This window comes from Streptomyces sp. NPDC055239, assembly GCF_053606205.1.
The window spans coordinates 1-21,695 of the sequence record NZ_JBSGRD010000018.1; the positions used below are offsets into that span (position 1 = coordinate 1).

The 21,695-nt window shown below is 67.5% G+C and carries 19 protein-coding genes and 4 pseudogenes; 11 read left to right on the forward strand and 12 right to left on the reverse strand.

Features of this window, described 5'->3' with window-relative positions; translation table 11 throughout:
* On the reverse strand, positions 1-267 hold a 267-nt coding region (locus ACWFRJ_RS39230; protein ID WP_453542607.1), incomplete at its 3' end, for a transposase.
* A 102-nt stretch (positions 268-369) separates the two neighbouring features.
* Positions 370-762 (reverse strand): ATP-binding protein, encoded by a 393-nt coding sequence (locus tag ACWFRJ_RS39235; RefSeq protein ID WP_453542610.1) that lies wholly within the window; start codon positions 760-762, stop codon positions 370-372.
* An 869-nt stretch (positions 763-1,631) separates the two neighbouring features.
* Here ACWFRJ_RS39235 and ACWFRJ_RS39240 point away from each other — a divergent pair.
* From ACWFRJ_RS39240 to ACWFRJ_RS39260, 5 genes are all read left to right on the forward strand, one after another.
* Positions 1,632-1,970: a MerR family transcriptional regulator gene (locus ACWFRJ_RS39240; protein ID WP_453542613.1), complete on the forward strand. Its 339-nt coding sequence runs from the start codon at positions 1,632-1,634 to the stop codon at positions 1,968-1,970.
* 486 nt (positions 1,971-2,456) lie between these two features.
* Positions 2,457-2,660 carry a cold-shock protein gene (locus ACWFRJ_RS39245; RefSeq protein WP_409061201.1) on the forward strand — a complete coding sequence of 68 codons (204 nt, stop codon included), beginning with the start codon at positions 2,457-2,459 and terminating at the stop codon, positions 2,658-2,660.
* A 322-nt stretch (positions 2,661-2,982) separates the two neighbouring features.
* Positions 2,983-4,497, forward strand: a complete 1,515-nt coding sequence (locus ACWFRJ_RS39250) for a DEAD/DEAH box helicase (RefSeq protein WP_453542617.1) — start codon at positions 2,983-2,985, stop codon at positions 4,495-4,497.
* A 44-nt stretch (positions 4,498-4,541) separates the two neighbouring features.
* Complete coding sequence (locus tag ACWFRJ_RS39255; RefSeq protein ID WP_453542620.1) at positions 4,542-4,946, forward strand: CBS domain-containing protein; 405 nt, start codon at positions 4,542-4,544, stop codon at positions 4,944-4,946.
* A 49-nt stretch (positions 4,947-4,995) separates the two neighbouring features.
* On the forward strand, positions 4,996-5,307 hold the full coding sequence (locus ACWFRJ_RS39260; protein WP_453542623.1) for an SCO5918 family protein: 312 nt from the start codon (positions 4,996-4,998) through the stop codon (positions 5,305-5,307).
* A 446-nt stretch (positions 5,308-5,753) separates the two neighbouring features.
* Here ACWFRJ_RS39260 and ACWFRJ_RS39265 read toward each other — a convergent pair.
* The 8 genes and pseudogenes from ACWFRJ_RS39265 to ACWFRJ_RS39300 form a co-directional block, all read right to left on the reverse strand.
* A pseudogene (locus tag ACWFRJ_RS39265) lies at positions 5,754-6,352 on the reverse strand (transposase); the annotation flags it as partial.
* Between the two features lie 56 nt (positions 6,353-6,408).
* The gene (locus ACWFRJ_RS39270; protein WP_453542626.1) at positions 6,409-8,844 is read right to left on the reverse strand and encodes a hypothetical protein; all 2,436 of its coding nucleotides are present in this window, start codon (positions 8,842-8,844) and stop codon (positions 6,409-6,411) included.
* Positions 8,845-9,135: 291 nt separating this feature from the next.
* Positions 9,136-9,304 (reverse strand): annotated as a pseudogene (locus ACWFRJ_RS39275) (IS5/IS1182 family transposase); the annotation flags it as partial.
* Positions 9,305-9,598: 294 nt separating this feature from the next.
* Positions 9,599-10,133: pseudogene (locus ACWFRJ_RS39280) on the reverse strand (transposase); the annotation flags it as partial.
* 209 nt (positions 10,134-10,342) lie between these two features.
* Positions 10,343-11,206, reverse strand: coding sequence for an alpha/beta fold hydrolase (locus ACWFRJ_RS39285; RefSeq protein WP_453542629.1), 864 nt, complete (start codon positions 11,204-11,206; stop codon positions 10,343-10,345).
* 92 nt (positions 11,207-11,298) lie between these two features.
* Entirely contained in the window at positions 11,299-12,303 is a 1,005-nt protein-coding gene (locus ACWFRJ_RS39290; protein WP_453542632.1) for an NADP-dependent oxidoreductase, read from the reverse strand.
* Between the two features lie 135 nt (positions 12,304-12,438).
* Positions 12,439-13,494: an aldo/keto reductase gene (locus ACWFRJ_RS39295; RefSeq protein ID WP_453542635.1), complete on the reverse strand. Its 1,056-nt coding sequence runs from the start codon at positions 13,492-13,494 to the stop codon at positions 12,439-12,441.
* Between the two features lie 57 nt (positions 13,495-13,551).
* Entirely contained in the window at positions 13,552-14,244 is a 693-nt protein-coding gene (locus tag ACWFRJ_RS39300) for an SDR family oxidoreductase (protein ID WP_453542638.1), read from the reverse strand.
* Between the two features lie 114 nt (positions 14,245-14,358).
* Between ACWFRJ_RS39300 and ACWFRJ_RS39305 the strand changes: the two genes are divergently transcribed.
* Entirely contained in the window at positions 14,359-14,919 is a 561-nt protein-coding gene (locus ACWFRJ_RS39305; RefSeq protein ID WP_453542641.1) for a TetR/AcrR family transcriptional regulator, read from the forward strand.
* A 426-nt stretch (positions 14,920-15,345) separates the two neighbouring features.
* Here ACWFRJ_RS39305 and ACWFRJ_RS39310 read toward each other — a convergent pair whose 3' ends face one another.
* Positions 15,346-15,564: a hypothetical protein gene (locus ACWFRJ_RS39310; protein WP_453542644.1), complete on the reverse strand. Its 219-nt coding sequence runs from the start codon at positions 15,562-15,564 to the stop codon at positions 15,346-15,348.
* Positions 15,565-15,873: 309 nt separating this feature from the next.
* On the opposite strand from ACWFRJ_RS39310, the gene ACWFRJ_RS39315 reads away from it, so the two are divergent.
* From ACWFRJ_RS39315 to ACWFRJ_RS39325, 3 genes are all read left to right on the forward strand, one after another.
* Positions 15,874-16,446 carry a hypothetical protein gene (locus ACWFRJ_RS39315; protein WP_453542647.1) on the forward strand — a complete coding sequence of 191 codons (573 nt, stop codon included), beginning with the start codon at positions 15,874-15,876 and terminating at the stop codon, positions 16,444-16,446.
* A gap of 332 nt (positions 16,447-16,778) precedes the next feature.
* The gene (locus ACWFRJ_RS39320; protein WP_453542650.1) at positions 16,779-17,534 is read left to right on the forward strand and encodes a DUF5131 family protein; all 756 of its coding nucleotides are present in this window, start codon (positions 16,779-16,781) and stop codon (positions 17,532-17,534) included.
* Positions 17,535-17,634: 100 nt separating this feature from the next.
* Positions 17,635-18,744, forward strand: coding sequence for a three-Cys-motif partner protein TcmP (locus tag ACWFRJ_RS39325; protein ID WP_453542652.1), 1,110 nt, complete (start codon positions 17,635-17,637; stop codon positions 18,742-18,744).
* Positions 18,745-18,842: 98 nt separating this feature from the next.
* Here the strand turns inward: ACWFRJ_RS39325 and ACWFRJ_RS39330 are convergent, their stop codons facing one another.
* Positions 18,843-19,058 carry a hypothetical protein gene (locus ACWFRJ_RS39330; RefSeq protein ID WP_453542655.1) on the reverse strand — a complete coding sequence of 72 codons (216 nt, stop codon included), beginning with the start codon at positions 19,056-19,058 and terminating at the stop codon, positions 18,843-18,845.
* A gap of 582 nt (positions 19,059-19,640) precedes the next feature.
* On the opposite strand from ACWFRJ_RS39330, the gene ACWFRJ_RS39335 reads away from it, so the two are divergent.
* Together ACWFRJ_RS39335 and ACWFRJ_RS39340 are read left to right on the forward strand one after the other, a co-directional pair.
* Complete coding sequence (locus ACWFRJ_RS39335) at positions 19,641-19,844, forward strand: cold-shock protein (RefSeq protein WP_228917866.1); 204 nt, start codon at positions 19,641-19,643, stop codon at positions 19,842-19,844.
* A 346-nt stretch (positions 19,845-20,190) separates the two neighbouring features.
* Positions 20,191-21,688 (forward strand): annotated as a pseudogene (locus ACWFRJ_RS39340) (DEAD/DEAH box helicase).
* Positions 21,689-21,695: the final 7 nt, after the last annotated feature.

A 21,695-nucleotide genomic window follows, 5' to 3' on the forward strand; every position in this document is an offset into this window, starting at 1 on the left:
CAGGTGCAGTTCGTCCCACACGCCGACCTCGTTCCACGCGGCAAGGCGCCGCCTGCATGTCATCCCCGAGCCGAAGCCCAGCTCCTGGGGCAGGTGCTCCCGCTGAATGCCGGTATGCAGCACGAACAAGATCCCGCACAAAGCCTGCCGGTCCTGGACCCGCGGTCTGTCCTCCACCAGCTTCGGACCCGGCTGGGGCAGCAACGGCACGATGAGCGACCACAGTTCGTCCGAGACGATCCACGGCCGCGAATCCCTCCTACCCACGACAACAACGATCGACTAAGCCGACAGCCACACGATCACAGCTTCTGTTAGGGCCTCTTGGGGAGGCTGCCCAGCACACTGGTCGGCGTCGGTGGTCTGGCACTACCGGGCGAAGAGGGCGCTCACGGTCTTGCCGCCGGGCGGTCGCGGGGTCACTGCGGTGGCGCGGGCGAGGCGGTTGACCATGGACCAGCCGAATCCTCCGGTGCCGTCGTTCAGGTCCGGGGTTCGCATGCGCGGCACTTGCGGGCTGCGGTCGTGCACGGCCACCTCGATGCTCTCTGGGTGTGCGGTCAGCTCCAGGGTGCAGGTGCCGCCGCCATGGCGCAGGGCGTTGGTGACGAGTTCTGAGACCGCCAGGATCACTGTGTCGGCAGCATCGGCCACGACCGCCGGTCGTTGGAGCCTGTCGAGGAATTCCCGGGCGCTGCCGCGTGCGCCGGCGATGGATGTTGCGGAGCGGATGCCTGCGACGTCGATGCTCATCGTGCCCATGAGGGTCACCTTCGTCTCTGGATCGTCATTGCCGGGTCGTGCCTGTCCGGTGCGCTTGCCCGGGTCTGCGGCCCCTAATCCAGCTATGACGACCTCGCGCCCGCCTCCCATCGCTGTTCGAGGTCGATTACCTCACTGTCGAACACGCGGAAATCTATGGTGGCTGGAGTAGACATTGGGTGGTGGTGTGGCTATGGTTTCTCTCGTAGCCCAGAGAGACAGCAAGGCCTGGCAGAAACGAACTGCCGGGCAGCAGTAAATGCAGGACGGTCCGGTGGTGGAGTACCGAAGCCAGGGTTGTGCAGGACGGTGACGGGGCTGGCGACCGGACCGGGTGGCCCGCCGTGATCAGGGGCCGCCGTGAGCAGGACCGCAGTTCGGTAAGTGCAGTTCGCGGTACCCAGCAGTGAAAGTGAGCAGCACCTCGGTGAAGGCGTCGACTGCGGGCGCGCGCACCGGGAGGTTCGGCAGTGGGGTTCTAAGCCAGAGCGGATGCGGGAGTGGCGACGGGGCTGGCTGCCGGAGAGTGACGCTTACTCAGGTCACCAGCAGTTCGCATCACCAGTAGTACTAGCAGTGCGCAGTTTCTGTTCGAGAAGTGGTTGATCAAGAGGGAAAGAACGGAGGAGCCGAGCGCCATCAGGATCGCCCGGGCGGACGTCTTGAGCCCGGGTACCGCAGGACATCGATAGTGAGGTGGTCTCCGGTCAAGCAACCGCGATCCCAGCAGTCCCGACAGCATCTCGGTCGGGTCAGCGGAAACAGAAGGCCGACGCGGTAATAGGGTCGGCAGATGGTGTAGCAGTTCCTTCGGGGCCCGGGTGCCACACAGCACCCGGGCCCCTCCACGCGTTCCATAGAGAGGTGCAATGACAGCAGACGCTTCGTTCGGCCGTCTCGATGACGACGATTACCCCGCCTACACCATGGGCCGGGCCGCCGAGATGCTCGGCACCACCCAGGGCTTCCTGCGCGCCATCGGCGAAGCCCGCCTGATCACCCCGCTGCGCTCCGAGGGCGGACACCGGCGCTACTCCCGCTACCAACTGCGCATCGCCGCCCGCGCCAGGGAACTCGTCGACCAGGGCACCCCCATCGAGGCCGCCTGCCGCATCGTCATCCTCGAAGACCAGCTCGAAGAGGCTCAGTGCATCAACGCCGAATACCGCCGAGCTGCTGGATCAGCGAACCCGACGGCAGCGGGCTAATACGGCTGAGACCGGAGGCGTAGGACCGGGCCCGCCTGAGTGGTCACGCCGTGCGCCGGTGGCCGGTCATCGCCCATGCCTGCATGGCGCCGATGCGCACGGGGCAGATGAACAACGCCGCGATCCCCTGTGGCCGTACTGATCGTGAAGGCCATGGTCGGCGATAGCGGCCGCGTCACACGCTACGTTGCATTCTGGGTGGCCCAATATCTGTGACCGCGGGATGAGAGTTCAATGCGCCGCGCTGGCAGTGTGTTTGCCGCGATGAAGGGAGTGGAATTATCGACCGTACGCGGGCCGCTACCGCATGCTACTGTCGGTCTTAGTTGCAGTAGTGGTTCCCAAAAACTTCAACGCTTTTGTCGCTGTTTTTAGCCGCAGGAAGTGTTTTGTATTTCCGGTAGTTTTCCGGGTGGGGCATCATCTCGGCGACCCGGTATCCGTAGATTGCGGGTCCCGGCGTACTGCCCCACAAGGAGATATGACATGGCGTCTGGCACTGTGAAGTGGTTCAACGCGGCCAAGGGCTTCGGCTTCATCGAGCAGGACGGTGGCGGCGCTGACGTGTTCGCCCACTTCTCGAACATCGCCGCCCAGGGCTTCCGTGAGCTCGAGGAAGGCCAGAAGGTGAACTTCGACATCGCCCAGGGCCAGAAGGGCCCGACGGCCGAGAACATCGTTCCCGCCTGACGCTGACGCGCACTTTGTAGCTGGGGCCCGCATCCCTCGGGGTGCGGGCCCCAGCTACGGACATTCCCCGGGGCTTACCTCGTGGGACACTGGCGCCCGCAGGTCCCTCCGGGGATGCTGGCCTCTTTGAAGCTGCACCCGTAGATGTCCGGTATTTCACGTCCGTATGACGTCACATTTCATCGCCTGCACTTGCATGCACCGCATCCATTGCAGGCTGGATCTGCTTTCGCATTTCGTTCGGCCCGTTCTTGTGATTCCCTGCGCTGTTTTTCGTGCTGCGAGAATTCCTTGATGCGTGCCGTGTCAAGGAAGGTTCTGAATGAACCCCTCACGTACGAACGACCGTTCTTCCCGCGCACGCAGCCGTATTGGCGCGCCTGCTTCTGGCTCCGACGCCGGTTCGCACCGGGGCAGCCGCTTCGGCGCCCCCGCCCCGCGCCGTTCCGGAGGCCCGAGCCGCCCGGGAGGCCACGGTCGCCGGCACGCAGTAGCCCAGGGCGAGTTCGCCCTGCCGAAGACGATCACTCCCGCGCTGCCCGCTGTCGAGGCGTTCGCCGATCTCGACATGCCCGAGCGGCTGCTGGCCTCGCTCACTGCGCACGGCATGCGCGTTCCGTTCCCGATCCAGGGGGCGACGCTGCCCAACACCCTCGCGGGCCGCGACGTACTCGGCCGTGGCCGTACCGGCTCGGGCAAGACCCTCGCTTTCGGCCTGGCTCTGCTGGCCCGCACCGCCGGACAGCGCGCCGAACCCGGCCAGCCGCTGGCTCTGATCCTTGTGCCGACGCGTGAGCTGGCGCAGCAGGTGACCGACGCACTGACGCCCTACGCCCGCTCGGTGAAGCTGCGCCTGGCCACCGTCGTCGGCGGCATGTCGATCGGCCGGCAGGTCAGTGCCCTGCGCGGTGGAGCCGAGGTCGTCGTCGCGACGCCCGGCCGGCTCAAGGACCTCATCGACCGCGGCGACTGCAAGCTGAACCAGGTCGGCATCACCGTCCTGGACGAGGCCGACCAGATGGCCGACATGGGCTTCATGCCCCAGGTCACCGCGCTGCTCGACCAGGTGCGCCCCGAGGGCCAGCGGATGCTGTTCTCGGCCACGCTCGACCGCAACGTCGACCTGCTGGTGCGCCGCTACCTCTCCGACCCGGTGGTCCACTCCGTCGACCCGTCGGCGGGCGCGGTCACCACGATGGAGCACCACGTGCTGCACGTGCACGGCGCGGACAAGCACCGCACGACGACCGAGATCGCGGCCCGCGACGGCCGGGTGATCATGTTCCTGGACACCAAGCACGCCGTCGACCGGCTCACCGAGCACCTCCTGAGCAGCGGCGTCCGCGCCGCGGCCCTGCACGGCGGGAAGTCCCAGCCGCAGCGCACCCGGACCCTGTCCCACTTCAAGACCGGCCATGTGAAGGTGCTCGTGGCGACCAACGTGGCCGCACGCGGGATCCACGTCGACAACCTCGACCTGGTCGTGAACGTCGACCCGCCCACGGACCACAAGGACTACCTCCACCGCGGCGGCCGTACGGCACGCGCGGGAGAGTCCGGCAGCGTCGTCACCCTGGTCACACCCAACCAGCGCCGCGACATGACCCGCCTGATGGCCGCCGCGGGCATCACCCCGCAGACCGCCCAGGTGCGCTCCGGAGACGAGGAGTTGAGCCGCATCACCGGCGCACAGGCTCCCTCCGGCATGCCCGTGACGATCACCGCGCCGGTGGCCGAGCGGCCCAAGCGCAGCTCGGCTTCCCGCGGTCGACGCAGCCCCGCCTCGGCTGCCCGGCGCGCCATGGTGCGGCAGTCATCCCTCGACGCGGCGGCCTAGAACCCTTGATCAGGAAACTGTCCCATCTCTGCAGGAGACACATTTTGACGCTGGTTCAGATGCAACCCCGCCCGGCGAGTGCCACTCCCGTGCTCAGGACGGTGGCGGACACCATGGATACGGGCGGACCGCAGGTCTGCGACGACATGACCATCGAAGTGGCTCTCTCCGTCATGGCCAGCGCTCATACCGAGCACCTGCTCGTCTGCGACAACGACGGCCTGTGCACCGGCCTTGTCACCCAGGCCCAGCTGATCGCCCTCCGTGACGACTCCGCATACACCGACCGGGTCCAGTTGCGCGACATGCTCGACAACCGCGGCCCGTTCACCTCACCCGTGACCACAGTCGCCGAAGCCCAGGACGCAATGCACGGCCACCGGCTCGGTGCGCTGCCGGTCGTCGACGAGCAGGGCAGCGCTCTGGGCGTCCTCGCCCTTGCCCGCTGAACCGCCTCACCAACGCAGAGCCATCCCCGTCTTCTCTCCGTGAGGCATCATGCGCTGTGTCATCGCCCGCTTCCCGTTCGACCTCACCAAGAGCGGCGTCCTGGAGTCCATGAAGGGCATCAAGCCCGAACCGGTCATCGGCGAGTCCGTGATCATCGGCCGCCGCACCTACCCCGTCAAGCAGGTCGGACAGGTCATCACACGCCAGGACCGTCGCGATTTCAGCGCCGGAGAAATCCTCCGGGCCATGGGCAGACTCGGCTTCACCTGCCCCGGCGCTCCCCGCACCGCCGCGCCCAAGCGCGTCCTCAGCCCGCTCCAACAGGCTTCCGCGATGCTCGGTACCACTGCCGCCGTCTGACCAGCGGGCAGGGGGAGCCGCCACCAAAGCAACAGGGAGGGTCCGACCGGCAGGTGCCGGTCGGACCCTCACCACGTGACGAGAGGTTCAAGTGCACAGCGGTACATCCCGCTCGTCTTTGGGATCCCACCGCCCCGCCAGTAGACGTCGACGAGTTGCAGGATTCTGATGTGGTCCCACCCGTGTGCGGCGAGTCGTTCCGGGAGCGCCAATGCGGGGGTGGCGCGGATGAGTAGACGTTGGGGTGTCCTGCTCGAAAATACGATTCACGGTTGCGGCCCGCGCGTTTGTTGATCCCGGCGATGCGGCCTCGACTGGTCTGCGACGATGCGCGGATGTCGCTGTCGGTCACGCTCGTTCGACGCTGCTTCTGACGGAGCGTGGGGTGGTCGTTCTGGATCAGATAGCGCGGGGCAATCGACTTGTCGGGCTTGGAGGTTGTCCTCTGTGGTGAGGCGGAGTCGTCGCTTGCCGCAGCACAGGGCGGCTGCCAGGCCGAGGAAGGCCAGGTAGTTGGGGGGTTGGCGTTCGTAGCGGGGGCTGAGTCTGTAGAGTCATCGCCGCAGGTAGGGGACGTCGTAGACCTTATCTGCGTGGAGGCTATGGGGCTTGGAGTAGCGGCCTCGGTGGGGATCGTGTTGCGTTTGGAGTCCCGCCACCATCGGCTTCAGTCCTTCGCTGTCGTGGACGTTCGCCGCGGAGATCCCGACGACCAGGGACAGTCCTCTCGCGTCCGACAGGGCTGGAGCACGGCTTCGTGCGGCCGGCCCCAGAAACCGGCTCTGGACTAGATCAGGAACCGCCGATGGGCAGCCGACTTCGAGATCCCAGAGCAGGGCGGCAGCTGCCGCCAGGCATATCCGCTGACCAGCACATAGATGATCGCGGCGAACAACGTCTCATCAGGCGTATCCGGCGTCCCTCCACCTTGCGGGCGCGCTCTCGACGGCGGGAGCAGCGGCTTCACGATCTCCCACAAACCATCCGGAACAATCCAACTCCACGTCGCCTGCCTGGCCCATGCTGAGGTACTACTCCGCCTCACCACATAGGACAACGTCTAAACACAACCGGGGCAGCGCGCCAGGGATGCCTCTGCCGTCACCGTCTGCGCAGCCGCCAGGTGGTGAACAGGGTTCCCGTGGCCACCAGCAGGGCTGCGGCAAGGCCCAGCCACAGTCCGGTGGTGCTTCCGGTCTCGGCCAGTTCGTTGGGGTCCGGCGGTGACGTCGGCTTGGTCGGTGCGGGCTCACTGGGAACCGGCTCGCTGGGCGTGGGCGTGGGCGTGGGTGTCGGGGTGGGGGTTGTGCTGGGGCGGTCGGTGTTCGTGACGGTGCAGGTCACCGCTGCTCCGGCCGGAACAGTCACCTTCCCGTCGCTTGCCGGCAGGGCGCCACTGGATGCCCGGCATGTCCATGCGCCGGCGTCGTAGCCTTCTGGTCCCTTCGACTCGGACAGCGTGTACGTGCCCGCTTCGATGTCCACGTCTGTCACCTCAGAGGTGCCCGTGACGCCGGACAGGTCGTCCGGGCCGTTTGCGGCGAGGGTCCAGTCGGAGGAGGAGGCGGTGCCCTGGTGTTTGTTCACCACGTCCTTCACCAGGGTCAGGCGGGCGTTGCAGGTGATCTGGTTCTCCACGGTGAACGTGTTGTGTTCCGCGCTGAGTTCGGCGTCGTAGGGCAGGGATTCGTCGACCGTGGCGCCGTTGGCGGAGACCAGACGGCTGTCGTCGAGCTCGCAGGAGGCGGGCAGCGTCGGGGTTTCGGCGATCGTCGCCGTGTCGCCGACGGTGTAGCCCTCCCGCGTGGCGCCCCAGTCCTGGTCGGAGGCAGCCGCACCGGCGGGGCCGGTGAGCGTCAGGTTTGCGTCGAGGCCGTCGGGGCGGTCGGCGTGATCGTAGGTCGTGCCGTCCACCGTCCACTTCTTGTGGACGGTCAGGTCCGCGCTCTGCGCGGGCCGGTTGTAGATGACGCAGCTGATGGCCGACAGGCGCGGGACGTCCACGGTGAAGCCGGGAGCCTTGCTTGTCCCGGTGTTGGTGACTTTCACCGCCGAGCCGTCGTCGAGATTGGTGCACACCGCGTTCTTCCCGGCCTGTGTGACCAGGGAATGGTTCGGCTTTTGGGACTCGGCGACCGTGACGTCCGCGTCGGGGACAGTGGCCGGGAACGTCGGCTTGAACACGACGCCGCCGGTGTTGTCGTCCGTGGTGGTCTGGGTGTCCGGCAGCCCGCCGACCCCGACCTCGGTGGTGGACGCGTCGAACTGCCAGCCCTTGCCGGCTGGTTCGGCTCCCGTCACGTCCTCGCCCGCCGTGGTCGCGGGCACGATCTGCTTGATGACGGACAAGGTGCCCTCGCAGCGGGTGAGCGCCATGTTCCGCAGGGCCTGTCCGGCCGCGGAGAAGTCGGTGGTCTGGTAGTAGTCGGCGGTCGCCGGGTTCGGGTTGGCCTCGTCGAACGCCGTCTCGCCCGAGATCGCTTTCAGGTTCAGCCCGGAGACTCCCTCGACGCCCTTGCCGACCCCGACCGCGACGACGCGCGAGCCCTTCGCCTTGACCGCGTTGGCGGCGAAGACGCCGCCCTCGACGTCGGCGAAGTGGGTGTTGGAGCCGTCACCGGTGGCGGGCTTGCTCCAGCGGGTGGGGTTGCCGTCGGTGAGCACGACGACCATGTCGTAGACCGGGTCCGCCTGGGCGACCGCGTTCAGTCCCTGGTCCCAGTTGGTGCCCGAGCCGAGCGTCCAGTTCGCGTACAGGTCCTTGAAGGCGTTCGCGCCCGCCTTTGTGGACACCGGCATCGGGCTCGGGTGGTTGGTGGTGCCGGTGCTCGGTGAGTTGCGGTCGAAGGAGAAGAGGGCGAGTCGTGAGGGTGTGCCGGTCAGCGTGTCCGTCAGCTGGTCGGTCGCCTGCTTGAGCTGGGGCAGTGCGCTGCCGACCGACGCCGACAGGTCCAGCACCACGGCCACGTCCAGACCGCAGGACTGTGGCAGTTCCGGATTCGTACGCGACTGCTGCCAGACGCCGCCGGAAGCGACGTACGGGCTCGACGACCAGGCCGTGCTCTTCATGAAGTCGCTGGACGAGGAGTACGTCTGACCACCCGCCAGCGCAGGCGTTTGGAACTGGTACCTCGATTCCACCGACCCCGAGCCACTGCCCGAGCCGGTGCGCAGGCTCGGGTTCATGAACCACCCGGACGGCACACCCCCGTCGACCTGCCGCACCCAGAACCGCTGTCCCGTGTTGGCTCCGCCGCTCGCGGTGTCCGGCACCGTGAAGCTGCAGTCCCCGTCGGCATCGGAGGTGCAGCGCCCCCACCCGCCGCTAACGGGCGTGGCGGCGCTCTCGCTGGCGTAAAGGGCCAGCCGCACGCCCGCGAGCGGTGCCACAGTGGCGTCACCGTCGCGATCGCCGCCGGTCTTCACTGTGACGACGGAGCTCGCGGCGGAGGGGGCGGGGATCTCCGCGGCGGCACCCACCGCAGCGGACGAGCTCCCCAGCACGAGTGCCAGGGCGATGAACCCGACCCTGGACATATAGCCCCACCGGGGCGGCCGGGATGAGCGGTTGCCTTGATGCCTCATGAACGGGCTCCCTGAGATGACATGCACCGAAGCCGAACTTTATAAGATTAGTTACATATGTCTGCTTTAGGGTGATTGGCATGTCGCCTGGGGCGAGCCTGGCTTCGCCAGGGGCCGGCACTGATCGAAGTCGAGTGGCACGGTCTCGGCCGGGGCACCAGGCTGTCGCCGACCCATCCGCCCAAAACCCGTCGCAGAAGGCTGCGTTCAGGCGAGGCAGGGCCGTATCTCTGGTGGCCCTGATCACGTTGCCAGGGCAAGGTTGTACATGCGGTGACGGCCCGGACGGCGTGATGGAGACCGTCGCCCCGTTGTCGGCAGTCGCGGAAAACCTTGAGTTCTTCATCGCGGCAAAAGTGTGCTCGGCGGGGGCGCGGACTCCGCGGTGGTCGGCGTTGTCAGCCTCTTTCCCCCCATGGCTGGCGGTGGCTGCCCACGGAAGGAGGCCGGGAAGAAACACCTACTCAACCCGTCGAGCAGTGCATCGGCCTCGACGTTCCATGACGGTCCGCCGACGGAGTCGGTGGACCGTTTTCGTGCCGTGGGTCGAGGGTGCGCATGCCGAAGATCCGATTGTCGCCTCGGGGCGGCGCCGGGTTCCACTGGTCCGGGTGGTGAGGTGTTGTCCAGGCGGCGGGGAATTGGCTGGTCAGCCCGGGGCGGGCAGGTGGGTGAGCCGGTCGAGGGCTGTGGTGACGCGACCGGTTCAGGGCCAGTGCCGGGCGGAGGATTCACCGACGGCCGGTGGTGACGAGCTGTCCAGCCGTGGTGAACGAGCGGAGCCTCCGTCGGCGGGGCTCCCAGAGCCTGGCCGGTCAGGGCAAGCATCGGCATTCAGGCCGGCAGGTCGAGAGCGAACTGCACGATCTCCAGCCAGATCCGGTATGGGCTGCCTGGTCCAGGCCGGTGGCCCGGGCAGCCCGGATGCGATCCTCGGGCCGGGCCCGCGGATGGTGACGTAGCCCGAGCGCGGCGATCGGCCGGCCTGAGATGTTGATGGCGAAACAGGTCAGCCGTATGCCGTCCGCATCCGTGAGCCGCTACTGGGCCGCGGAGTGCGGTCGTTCCCTCCTGACGATCAGCCGCATGCCCTTGGGCCAGCCGTCCAGGGCGTCGTCGGTGAGTTCAGCTACCCAGTCGCCGTCACAGATCTCGCCGTCCGCCTCGACGGCCGCTGTCCGGGGCGATGCCGAAACCTTCAGCACATGCTGGTGGAACGCCTCGGTGATCACCATGCCGACCGTCGGCCCACCGGTTCAGGGAGCTACCCCGGAGACGTCCGTCATCCCCACGAATGAGTTTGCTGCTGTCCGGGCCGAGGGTGTGGGCGAAGCAGCGCATGGACAGCCGGCCGAGGTCGCTGTGCATGGTGGCGATGTGCGAGGACGGATTTCCTGGTGCCGGTCTCGCTGAGTGCGGGGCAGGGGCCATGGACCTGTCCGGCGGCCAGCTACGGTTCCAGGAATTCGAGCGCCCGCGGGACGAATCTGTCGTGGTGCTGGAAGATCCCGCCGTGTCCGGCGTCGGGGTAGAGGGGTTCGAGTTCGCCCTGGGGCAGCCGGGCTGCCAGGTCGACTGTGTTGACGCTCGGGATCATCCGGTCGCTCTCACCGTTGGCCACCAGGACCGGTTGGTGGATGCGCGACAGGTCGGCTGGTGCCTGGAGTCCCCAGTGGTGGATGGCCTTCAGTTGGGCGCGGAACGACGAGAGTGAAATGGCTTTGTCGCGGTCGTCCGTGCGCTCCTTCAGCCGGTCCAGGAAGGCGTGGGCCGCCCGGCGGCCACCCGCGGTGTCGGTGAAGAAGAGGTACTGCTTCGGGTCCTTGCGGGTCAGGACGGCCTTGATGGTGTCCTTGATGGTGAGGCTTGTGACCTTGTCGATGCCGGGGCCTCCGGCGGGTCCCGTGCCCGCGAGGATGAGCTTGCGTACGAGATCGAGTTCCTCTGCCGCGATGACCTGGGCGATGAAGCCGCCCATCGACAGACCGAGCAGGTCGACCCGGTCGTACCCGAGGGCCCGGATGAACAGCACGGTGTCGCGGGCCATCGCCTCGATGGTGTCGGGCGTTGAGCCGCCGGACGCGCCGACGCCGCGGTTGTCGAAGGTGATCACCGGCCGCCGGGCGGCGAGTCCGTCGACGAAGCGGGGATCCCAGTTGTCCAGCACCGCGGACAGGTGGTTGAGGAGGATCAGGGGTACGCCGTCGTCCGGACCGAGCCGCCGATAGGCGAAGGTCACGCCACGCACGGACACGGAGCGGTTCGGCGTGTTCTTGTACGACATCGGGGCGGGTGAACTGGACGGTGTGCTCATGGCCGGGTCCTGAGGTGGTGTGGCGGGGGAGTGGGGTGTGCGAGGTCTTGTCGCTGTCGTAGGTGACCGGCGCCTGGGACTCGTTTTCGCCCTTACGTCATCGCGACGACGACTTTGCCGGCCTTCGCGCGGCTCTTCTCGACGTACTCCATGGCCTGGAGGGTCTCTTCGAACGGGAAGACGCGGTCGACGACGGGGCAGATCTTCCCGGTGTCGATGAGGGGGGTGAGGTCGCGCAATTGGTCGCCGCTGGCCTTCATGAACAGGAAGGAGTACGTCACTCCGAGGCGCTTGGCCTGGCGACGGGTCTTGAAGCTGAGCGCGGTCATGGCCAGGCGGAGGACCGGGTTGGCGCCGAGTTCGCGGGCGAAGGCCGGGTCGGGCGGACCCGCGACGGAGATGGCCGTGCCGCCGGGCTTGAGGATGCGCAGGGACTTGGCGAGGTTCTCGCCGCCGAGGCTGTCGAGGACGATGTCGTAGCCGTCGAGGACCTCTTCGAAGTCCTGGGTGCGGTAGTCGATGACTTCGTCGGCGCCGAGGTCCTTGGCCAGGTCGACCTTGGCGGTGCTCACGGTGGTGGCCACGTGCGCGCCCAGCGCCTTGGCCAGCTGGACGGCGATGGAGCCGAGGCCGCCGGCGCCCGCGTGAACGAGGGCCTTCTGGCCCGGCCGCACGCGGGCCCGCTCGACCAGTGCCTGCCATGCGGTGAGGGCGACCACGGGGAGGGAAGCGGCCTCGGCCATGGTGAGGGTGGCCGGTTTGGGCGCCAGGTCGTCCTGGTGGACGGCGATGAGTTCGGCGAAGGTACCGATACGGTCCTTGTCGGGCCGGGCGTACACCTCGTCGCCCACCGCGAAGCGGGTGACGGACGGGCCGACCCGGACGACCGTTCCCGCCAGGTCGTTGCCCAGAATGAGCGGGAGACGGTAGGGCATGAACGCCTTGAAGTCTCCGTTGCGGATCCTGAGGTCCAGCGGGTTGACGCCCGCCGCGTGGATCTTGACAAGGATGTCGTCGGCACCTACCTGGGGGGCGGGTGCTTCGGCGGCGCGCATCCCGGCCTGGTCGCCGTACTTCTCGACCATGAAAGCCTTCATCGTCGTCTCCGTTCCGTGTCCCGTCCGTGAAAGGTCGAGGTCTCCGCTCGCCCGGGCTTCTCCCAGTACGAGACAGTTTGTGTTGCCCTACTGGCTGCGGCGCGGGCGCACCTCGTCCTCAGCCGTGTTCACCCGTCAGGCCACCGGCACGACCGGGGCGGTGACGCGGTCGGCGGCGCCCCCCTGGAGGCGGTCCAGGGAAGCGGAGATCCCCTCGTGGGGCACGCCGAGCGGCACCGCGCTGACCTCGGCCAGGCGGGTGTACTGCTCATCGGTCAGCTGGACGTCGAGGGCGCCGAGGTAGCTGTCGAGCTGGGAGAGATTGCGCGGGCCGATGATCGGGACGAGTGTGGCCACGGATCGGGCGGCACGCTCGCGCACCCACGTCACCGCCACCTGGGCGGGCGTCACGCCGGTCTCCTCGGCGATCGCCAGGACGGTGTCGACGACGGCGGTCTTCTGGCCGGTGCTCTCGGTGTGGATGACCATGCCCAGGTCGCTCAGGCGTCCCTCGACGGAGCGGCGGTACTTGCCGGTGAGCAGTCCGCCGCCGAGCGGGGACCACAGGGCGGCGCCGAGCCCGAGGCTCTCGGCCATCGGCAGCAGCTCACGGTCGGCGGTGCGCTCGACGAGGCTGTACTCGTGCTGGATGCCCACGATCGGGGCCCAGTTCTTCAGGTCCGCGAGGGTTACCGCGCGCGAGACGCGCCAGGCGGGGAAGTTGGACAGCGCGGCGTGGTGGATCTTGCCCGTGCTCACCAGGTCGTCGAGCCCGCGCAGGAGTTCCTCGATCGGAGTGAGCTCGTCGGGGAAGTGCACCCACAACAGGTCGATGTAGTCGGTCCCCAGGCGCTTCAGGCTGGCCTCGACCGAGGCGACCATGTTCTTGCGGCTGTTGCCGGTCTTGGAGATGTCCGGCTGCGGGGCGGTGCCGAGGGCGAACTTCGTGGCCAGGACGAAGTGGTCGCGGTCGGCGGAGATCAGCTTTCCGGTCAGTTCCTCCGACTCGCCGAACTGGTAGCCGTCCGCGCTGTCGACAAAGGTGCCGCCGGCCTCGGCGAACCGGTCGAAGATCCGCCGGGCCTCGTCGGGCTCGGCGCCCGAGCCCCAGCCGGTGCCGAAATTCGCGGTGCCGAGCGCGTACTCGGAGACGCGCAGTCCGGTCCGGTGGCCGAAGGCCGTGTAGCGCATGAGATGTCCTTGCCTGAGGGGTGTGAGGGTGGTCGCGCCGGGGTGGAGGGGTGAGCGTCAGCCCGCGGTCGGCTGGGGTGCCGCGGACAGGCTCTGCTTGACGTACCGGCTGGTCTCGTCGGCGAGGATCTCGGGCAGGCCGGTCTCGATGCCGTCGAGGGCCCGGGCCGCGACGTCGGCGGCGGCGACCTTCTGATCGGCGGGCACGCCGACGGCCATGTCGGTGTCCATGTAGCCGACGTGCAGCGCCGAGACGGTGATCCCGCGCGGTGCCAGCTCCTCACGGGTCGCGTCGCTCAGCGCCCAGGCGGCGGCCTTGGACGCGGCGTAGGAGCCGAGTCCTGCCGGGTGGAACCAGGACAGGGCCGACAGGACGTTGAGCACGGCGCCGCCGCCGTTGCCCTCGATCACCGGGGCGAACGCGCGTGTCGTGGCGAGTGGGCCCAAGAAGTTGGTCTCCATCTCCCGGCGCACCTCATCCACGTCGCCTCCCATCAGCGTCGCGCCGGTGGAGATGCCCGCGTTGTTGATCAGCAGCGTCGCGTCGGCCGCCACGCGCGCGGCCTCTCGTATCGACGCCTCGTCCGTGACGTCCAGTCGCAGCGGGATGACGCCCGGCACGTCAACCGTCTCGGGGCGGCGGGCCGCCGCGTAGACCTTCGCGCCGCGCTCGGCGAGCTGGGAGGCCAGGTGCCGCCCGAGGCCCCGATTGGCGCCGGTGACGACTGCGACCGCGTTCTTCAGTTCCATGTTCGCTCCTGGTCGTGGCGGGCGCCGACGGCCACCCGCGGTAATTAGATTATGCACCCAATCTAAACACGGGTCTACGATAGATGCCAGTCGACATCCAAATGAGAGGTGGTCATGGGCCGCGTATCGCAGGCACAGGCGGAGGAAAACCGCAGGCGGGTGGTGGACACCGCCTCCCGGCTGTTCCGGGAGCAGGGCACGCAGGTCAGCGTCGCCGACCTGATGAAGGCGGCCGGTCTGACCCACGGCGCCTTCTACAAGCAGTTCACCTCCAAAGAGGCGCTCGTCGACGAGGCCACCGCCCACGCCTTCGCCGAACTCGCTCAACGCCACAGTGCCGGGCTCGAGCGACATGACGGGCAGCGCGCCGCCGCCCAGCAGGCGCTGATCGACACCTACCTCTCCGTCGAGCACCGCGACGACCCGGCGGACGGCTGCCCGGTCGCCGCGCTCGCCACCGACATCGCGCGCGAGGGCGGGGCGCGAGAGGCCCGCCACGTCTACGCCGAGGGGGTGGTCGACTTCGCCGATTTCCTGGCCGGTGACGACCAGGACGGCATCGTCCGCCTGTGCACCCTGTTCGGTGCGCTGGTCCTGTCCCGGGCCACCAAGGGTTCCCCGCTCTCCGAGGAGATCCTCGCCGCCGCGCATGCGGCCTTGACTGAAACTGGCTGATCACGGGCCCGGTGCGGGTGTGCATCGGCCACGCTCGTGGGCGAGGAGGCATCCGCGGGCAGGGGGAGGCGGGGAGGAGGAAGAGGCCGCTGGTGTCGGCGTCGCGTTCGGTAGGGAGACCTCCCGCCTCGGCGGTCGGCTCGGAAGTGTGTCGATCGCGCACTGATGCGCGGGATCGCGGGTTTGGCTAACCGGTGATCCCGCCCTATGCTGCCCCGCTCTCGCATGCCGATGGTCAGCGAACTGGCAGGCGCCTGCCCGTGCGACCTGGTCGAGATGACGGTGTTCGGCGTGCGGCGGGTGCAGTGCGGCGGGAACGAACACGCCCAGCGAGCAACGGGGTCAGGCGAGGAGGCTGTTGAGAGAGACGGCATCATTGCGGCGCAGCGCCTTCGCGATCCGATCTCGACAATGTGGAGGAAGGTGTTAGGTCAGCCAATTTGGCCGACGTCGAGCACCGCCGATCGCCAGGTAAACGAACCAGCACCGCCCACGGAGCACCGCGTCGGCTGCTGCCATCGGTCCGGTGTCGTATTCGCGCGCATCGGCCACCTCGTCGATGAGTGCCAGCATTTCCTCGTGCTCGTCATCCGGCAGCGACCACAGCGCCACGTCGGCCTCGCGTGCAAGGTCCACTCTGTGCATGACGCCCCCCTTGTGATTTACGAGAGCAGCACGGTAAAGCGAGGGGCTCGGGAACGTGTGTGCTTGTGGATATCGGATGAAAGCCGAGTGGACTGACCGCACGGAGGCGACGTGTCAGAGGCGATTTATGGGCTCATGGGGGCGCTCGGAGGGGCCCTCGTCACAGGGGCTGCGGCCTACTGGGGGCCCTTGCACCTACAAAAGCGCGGCCACCGAGAGGCGTAGGCGGAGCAAGCGAGCGCCCAGGCCAGGGACGCGGCTGCTCAACGGTCGGACCTGGCGCGAAGACAAGTCGCCCGCGTCGTGTTGGTGCGAAGAACGATCGCAGCTTGGGACGATCTCCTGCGTCGGACGTTGAAAGCCACGGATCCGGACCCGCAGCGCTTCCAGGAGACGGCCGAACGGCTCCGGGAGGAGGCACGCACCGCCCTGTACGAGGCCCTCACCGACGGCCTCTACATCCCCGCAGCCGTAAGCAGCATCCATACCTACCTGGATGATCCGCCGCCGGGGCCGCTCGACCTGGCAGCACGCACCCGCCACTCACGTTGGGTTCTGGACGCCTTCGATGCTGCCACCGAGGCCGTGGAGCGGGCGGTGACTCGGGCGCACGCAGAAGGCATGTCGCCCGATGAACGTGATGAGGAGTATCAGCTCGCGCAGTACTACGTGCAGGAAGCCAGGGTGTGCCGCGCCCAGCTCTCCACCACCTTGATGAACCATGTCGAATTCGTCGCGGAGGTCACCACCATCGACATGCAGCGACGTCCCGACAACATGACGCCCATTGAGGTACGTGCCACTCGACGGGAGATCGAGGCGACTTGGCGAGGCGAACGTGAAGGCCAGACAGGCGGCGGCGCCGGGGCCCCACCGAGCTAGCGACGCTCTGGCGCCACGCCCCAGGTCTGGCCGTGACGGGACGCAGCGCGACCGCGCCGCAACCGCCGGGAGCCATCGGTTGTGGCAGTGCCTCACCGATGGCCTCGCGGGCGAGACCGGCCCCACCTCGTGGCTGCGCCTGCGCTTCCTCCGACTGCAGGGCAATTTCTGGCCCTACTCGTGAATATGAAGTGCACCCTCTTCTCGGAACGTGTGTTCGAAGTGGATGATGGGCGGATCGCGTGCCAGTTCGGTGCGCCGCTCGTTAGGCAGCGCACCGGAAGCGTCCTGGTACGCAAGGTGCTTCGAGGCTCACGGCAGGAGAGGCAGCGATGAGCGATCGAAGCGCGATCGAGTGGACCGAGGCTACCTGGAACCCCACGACCGGCTGCGATCGAGTCACGCCAGGGTGCGACAACTGCTACGCCTTAGTCCTCGCCAGGCGCCTCAAGGCGATGGGGACGGCCAAGTATCAGAACGACGGCGACCCGCGGACCTCCGGCCCTGGCTTTGGTCTCACGCTGCATCCAAGCGCCCTTGAGGTTCCCTTCCGCTGGAAGGCGCCCCGCATGGTCTTCGTGAACTCGATGAGCGACCTCTTCCACGCCAAGGTTCCTGTGGCCTTTGTGGAACAGGTATTTCAGGTCATCGCGGAGACACCGCAGCACACGTACCAACTGCTCACGAAGCGCGCCAGGCGCCTGCGTCGCCTTGCTGAGCGTCTCGAGTGGCCGCCCAATCTCTGGATGGGTGTATCCGTCGAATCGGAGGATCAGCTCGACCGCATCGACGATCTCCGTCAAGTCCCCGCCGCCGTACGGTTCCTCTCCTGCGAGCCGCTCCTGGGACCGCTCTCTGACCTCGACCTGCAGGGGATCGGCTGGGTGATTGCCGGCGGGGAATCCGGCCCGAACCATCGGCCGCTGAAAGAGGAATGGGTTACGGAGATCCGCGACATCTGCTGCGACGCAGAGGTGCCGTTCTTCTTCAAGCAGTGGGGCGGCCGTACGCCGAAGGCCGGCGGGCGAGAGCTTGCCGGGGAAACCTGGTCGGAGATGCCTGTCGGGCTTCAGTCCTCGCTTGCGTGAGCGAAAGGACCCAACCAATGGCCATACGGGGTCTGGCGCTGGTTGAAAACGCTGTGTGATCCTCAGCCTCGGGGAGCGGTTTCCGCAAGGGGGAGGGAACATGGCTGTACCGAGAGCTGTCGTCTGGCCACGAGACCCGCATACGGCAGCTAAGCATGACCTGCTGGAGAAGTACCTGCAGCCATGGGCGCGCATTCTGCTGACCCACCACGACAGCGTCACCTACGCGGAGGGCTTTGCCGGCCCCGGCGTCTATGTAGGTGGCGAACCGGGGTCGCCCGTCGTCGCCCACCGGGTCTTCGCGGAGGCCCTGCAACAACGCCCCAAGAGGGCCCGAATGGTCCTCGTTGAAGAGGACGCCCGCCGGGTGGAGAAACTGCAGCGTCAGCTGGTGCTCGCGCGCGAGCACACCCCAGATGAGATCAGCGCCCGCATGCAGACTGAGCTCCACACCGGAACCTGCCACCCCACACTCCTCGACAGACTTCGATCAGGCGGGCACCTGGGTAAGCCGCTCTTCGTGTTGCTGGACAGCTACGGCGGCCCGGACATTCCCTTCTCCCTGCTGCAGCAGCTGGCCCAGTTCCAGCGGACCGAGGTGATGCTGACCTTCGTCCCGAACTTCCTCACCCGTTTCGCTGAGAGCAACGACGGCCACCGGGCCGCAGGCGATGCCGCGTTCGGCGGCACCGACTGGCATGGCGTGTTCACGCAACCCGCGGTACGCAAGTTCGCATATCTGCGTGATCGCTACCGCGAGTCGATCAAACGCGCCGGATTCCCCCACACCCTGTACTTCGAGATGGTGGATGAAGGCGGGCACCCGCTCTACCTCCTCTACGGAACCCGTCACGCGCTGGGCGTCGAGAAGATGAAGGACGCCATGTGGAGTGTCGACCCCGCATACGGCGTCCAGTACCGGGATCCCAGGGACGTGCAACAACAGGCCCTGGAGCTGGAGTTTGAGCCCAACACGGATCCACTGTGCCGCATGCTCTTGGAGGTCATCGCCGGCAGTCCCGGTGGGCAGCTGGTCGAAGACCTTCAGCAGTACACGCTGCTCGAGACGGTCTACCGCCCCGCGCAGGTCATCTCGCTCATCGAGAAGATGCGGGACCGCAAGGTCGTCGCCACAGAGCCACGTCGTGTCACCAAGAAAACCCGGGTGTTCCCCTACGCCGAGAAGCCTGGACAAGGCGAACTCTTTTAGGGCTGATACGTCGCGTTGGCAGAGTCCACGGCCTGAGCTGCACGTGCGGCGGCGAAGACAGCCCTACGGGCACTGAATGGGTTGTGGGTCGCGGGCAACTACGGGTGGGTCGCCAGTGCGGCGGCCAGCCGCCAGCACTCTTCCTGGGCCGCGAGCCACCGCTCTCGTTCAGGGGCGACCCGCGAGATGCAGGGCCTGCGCCTGCAGGGCATCGCCGAGGAACCGGCCTCATTCCGGTCGCTGTCCTGCACTCCGGGGATCTCGACACCCTGGCCCACCAGACATACCAGCAGGCCAGGGAGCGCTTCAGCCATGGCAGGGAACAGGCCGCCGAACAGTGCAGCCCTGGACGCCCGTGACCGCCTGCGCGCCTGCATCGCCCACGGCATCACCGACGGCCCCGAAGGCGCCCTGCTCCGGCTCCTGTTCGAGTACTGGCCCCGCACCCTGCCTGAGGCGAGGCCGCAGCACTCGACAGCACCCTTGACGACGTCAGATCGCCGTCCCTCGGCGATGGGCGCTGAGCGCACGTGGCATGCCCTGCAGGGGTGCGAGGGCCGCATCGGAACGCTGCCGTTGGTGACTTTTCCTGAAACATTGCACTCCGGGTGAATCAATATCTGTGCCCGAGAGAGCAGGGTTTGATGGAACACGCGGTGAGAGTTTATGCCGCGGTGAGTGGAGTGGAATCAGGCAACGCGCGCAGGCCGTTCCGGCATGCTACTGTCGATCTTAGTTGCAGTTGTGGTTCCCAAAGCTTCAAGTGCCCCCACTCGGATTCTGTCGGGTGGGAGCACTTTTGTATTTCCGGTCATTTTCCGGGCGGGGTAATCATCGCGGCAACACGGCGTCCGCACAGTGTGGATTCCGATGTACTGCCCCAAAGGAGATATGACATGGCTGCTGGTACCGTGAAGTGGTTCAACTCGGAAAAAGGCTTCGGCTTCATCGAGCAGGACGGTGGCGGCGCTGACGTGTTCGCCCACTACTCGAACATCGCCGCCCAGGGCTTCCGTGAGCTGCTCGAAGGTCAGAAGGTTACCTTCGACATCGCGCAGGGCCAGAAGGGCCCGACGGCCGAGAACATCGTTCCGGCCTGACGCTGACGCGGACTGTGTAGCTGGGGCCCGCATCCCTCGGGGGTGCGGGCCCCAGCTACACGCATTTCCTGTAGAGGTTTTGCCGGAGGGGCTGCGCGGGGGAATCCCCGGGGTCTCGCCACACGCGGGTTCTCCTTCAGCGGTGCAGGCGCATCCTGAAGAGCAACGCCGGAGTCGGCGCCCGGATTTTGCGTTTTCACCTTGTCACCGTTTCAGCACATGCGCCCACGCGGGTTTCCGCCGGCCAGATGTGCTTTCTTTTGTCATCGGTCCATACTTGTAATTCTCCACGCCGCTCATTGCTGCGGGAATTCCTTGATATGTGCCACATCGAGGAAGGTTCCGCATGAACCGCACACGCACGAGCGACCGTTCTGACCGCACCCGTAACGGCACTGCCGATGCCGGGAAGGGTGTGCAGCCGCTTCGGCTCACATGCACCGCGCCGTTCCGGCAGCCCGGCCCGTTCCGGCGGTTACGGCCGTCGGCCCGCCGCAGTGCAGGGTGAGTTCGCGCTCCCCAGGACAATCACCCCCGCGCTGCCCGCTGTTGAGGGCTTCGCCGATCTGGACATGCCCGAGCAGCTGCTGGCTGAACTCGGTAGGCAGGGCGTGAGCGCACCGTTCCCGATCCAGGGCGCGACGCTGCCGAACTCTCTGGCGGGCCGTGACGTCTTGGGGCGCGGGCGCACTGGTTCCGGCAAGACCCTTGCCTTCGGCCTCGCCCTGCTCGCCCGTACCGCTGGACGGCGTGCTGAGCCCCGCCAGCCGCTGGGGCTGATCCTCGTACCGACGCGTGAGCTGGCGCAGCAGGTGACCGACGCGCTCACCCCGTATGCCCGCTCCGTCAAGCTGCGGATGGCCACGGTGGTGGGTGGGATGTCGATCGGCAAGCAGGCCGGCGCGCTGCGAGGAGGAGCAGAGGTCGTCGTCGCGACCCCGGGCCGGCTCAAGGACCTCATTGACCGTGGCGACTGCTGGCTGAACCAAGTGGGGATCACGGTGCTGGACGAGGCCGACCAGATGGCCGACATGGGCTTCATGCCGCAGGTCACCGCGCTCCTTGACCAGGTGCGTCCGGAGGGGCAGCGGATGCTGTTCTCCGCCACCTTGGACCGCAACGTCGACCTGCTGGTGCGCCGCTACCTGACCGACCCCGTGGTGCATTCGGTTGACCCGTCGGCCGGTGCGGTCACGACGATGGAGCACCACGTCCTGCACGTCCATGGCGCCGACAAGCACGCAGCCACGACCGAGATCGCCGCCCGCGACGGCCGCGTGATCATGTTCCTGGACACCAAGCACGCCGTCGACCGGCTGACCCAGGACCTGCTCAACAGCGGAGTACGGGCCGCCGCGCTGCACGGCGGCAAGTCGCAGCCCCAGCGCACCCGCACGCTGGCGCAGTTCAAGACGGGGCACGTCAGCGTGCTGGTGGCGACCAACGTCGCGGCGCGCGGCATCCACGTCGACGATCTCGACCTGGTTGTGAACGTCGACCCGCCCACCGACCACAAGGACTACCTCCACCGCGGTGGCCGTACGGCCCGCGCCGGCGAGTCCGGCAGTGTCGTCACCCTCGTCACACCGAACCAGCGCCGCGGCATGGTCCGCCTGATGACGGATGCCGGAATCCGGCCGCAGACCACGCAAGTCCGCTCGGGCGAGGAGGCTTTGAACCGGATCACCGGCGCCCAGACCCCGTCGGGAATCCCGGTCGTCATCACCGCACCGGTGGCCGAACGCCCCAAGCGCAGCGCCTCCTCGTCCCGAGGCCGACGCCGCCCTGCTTCGGCAGCCCGGCGCGCACCCGTACGCCGGCCCGTCATCGATGTGGCGGCCTAGAACTTTC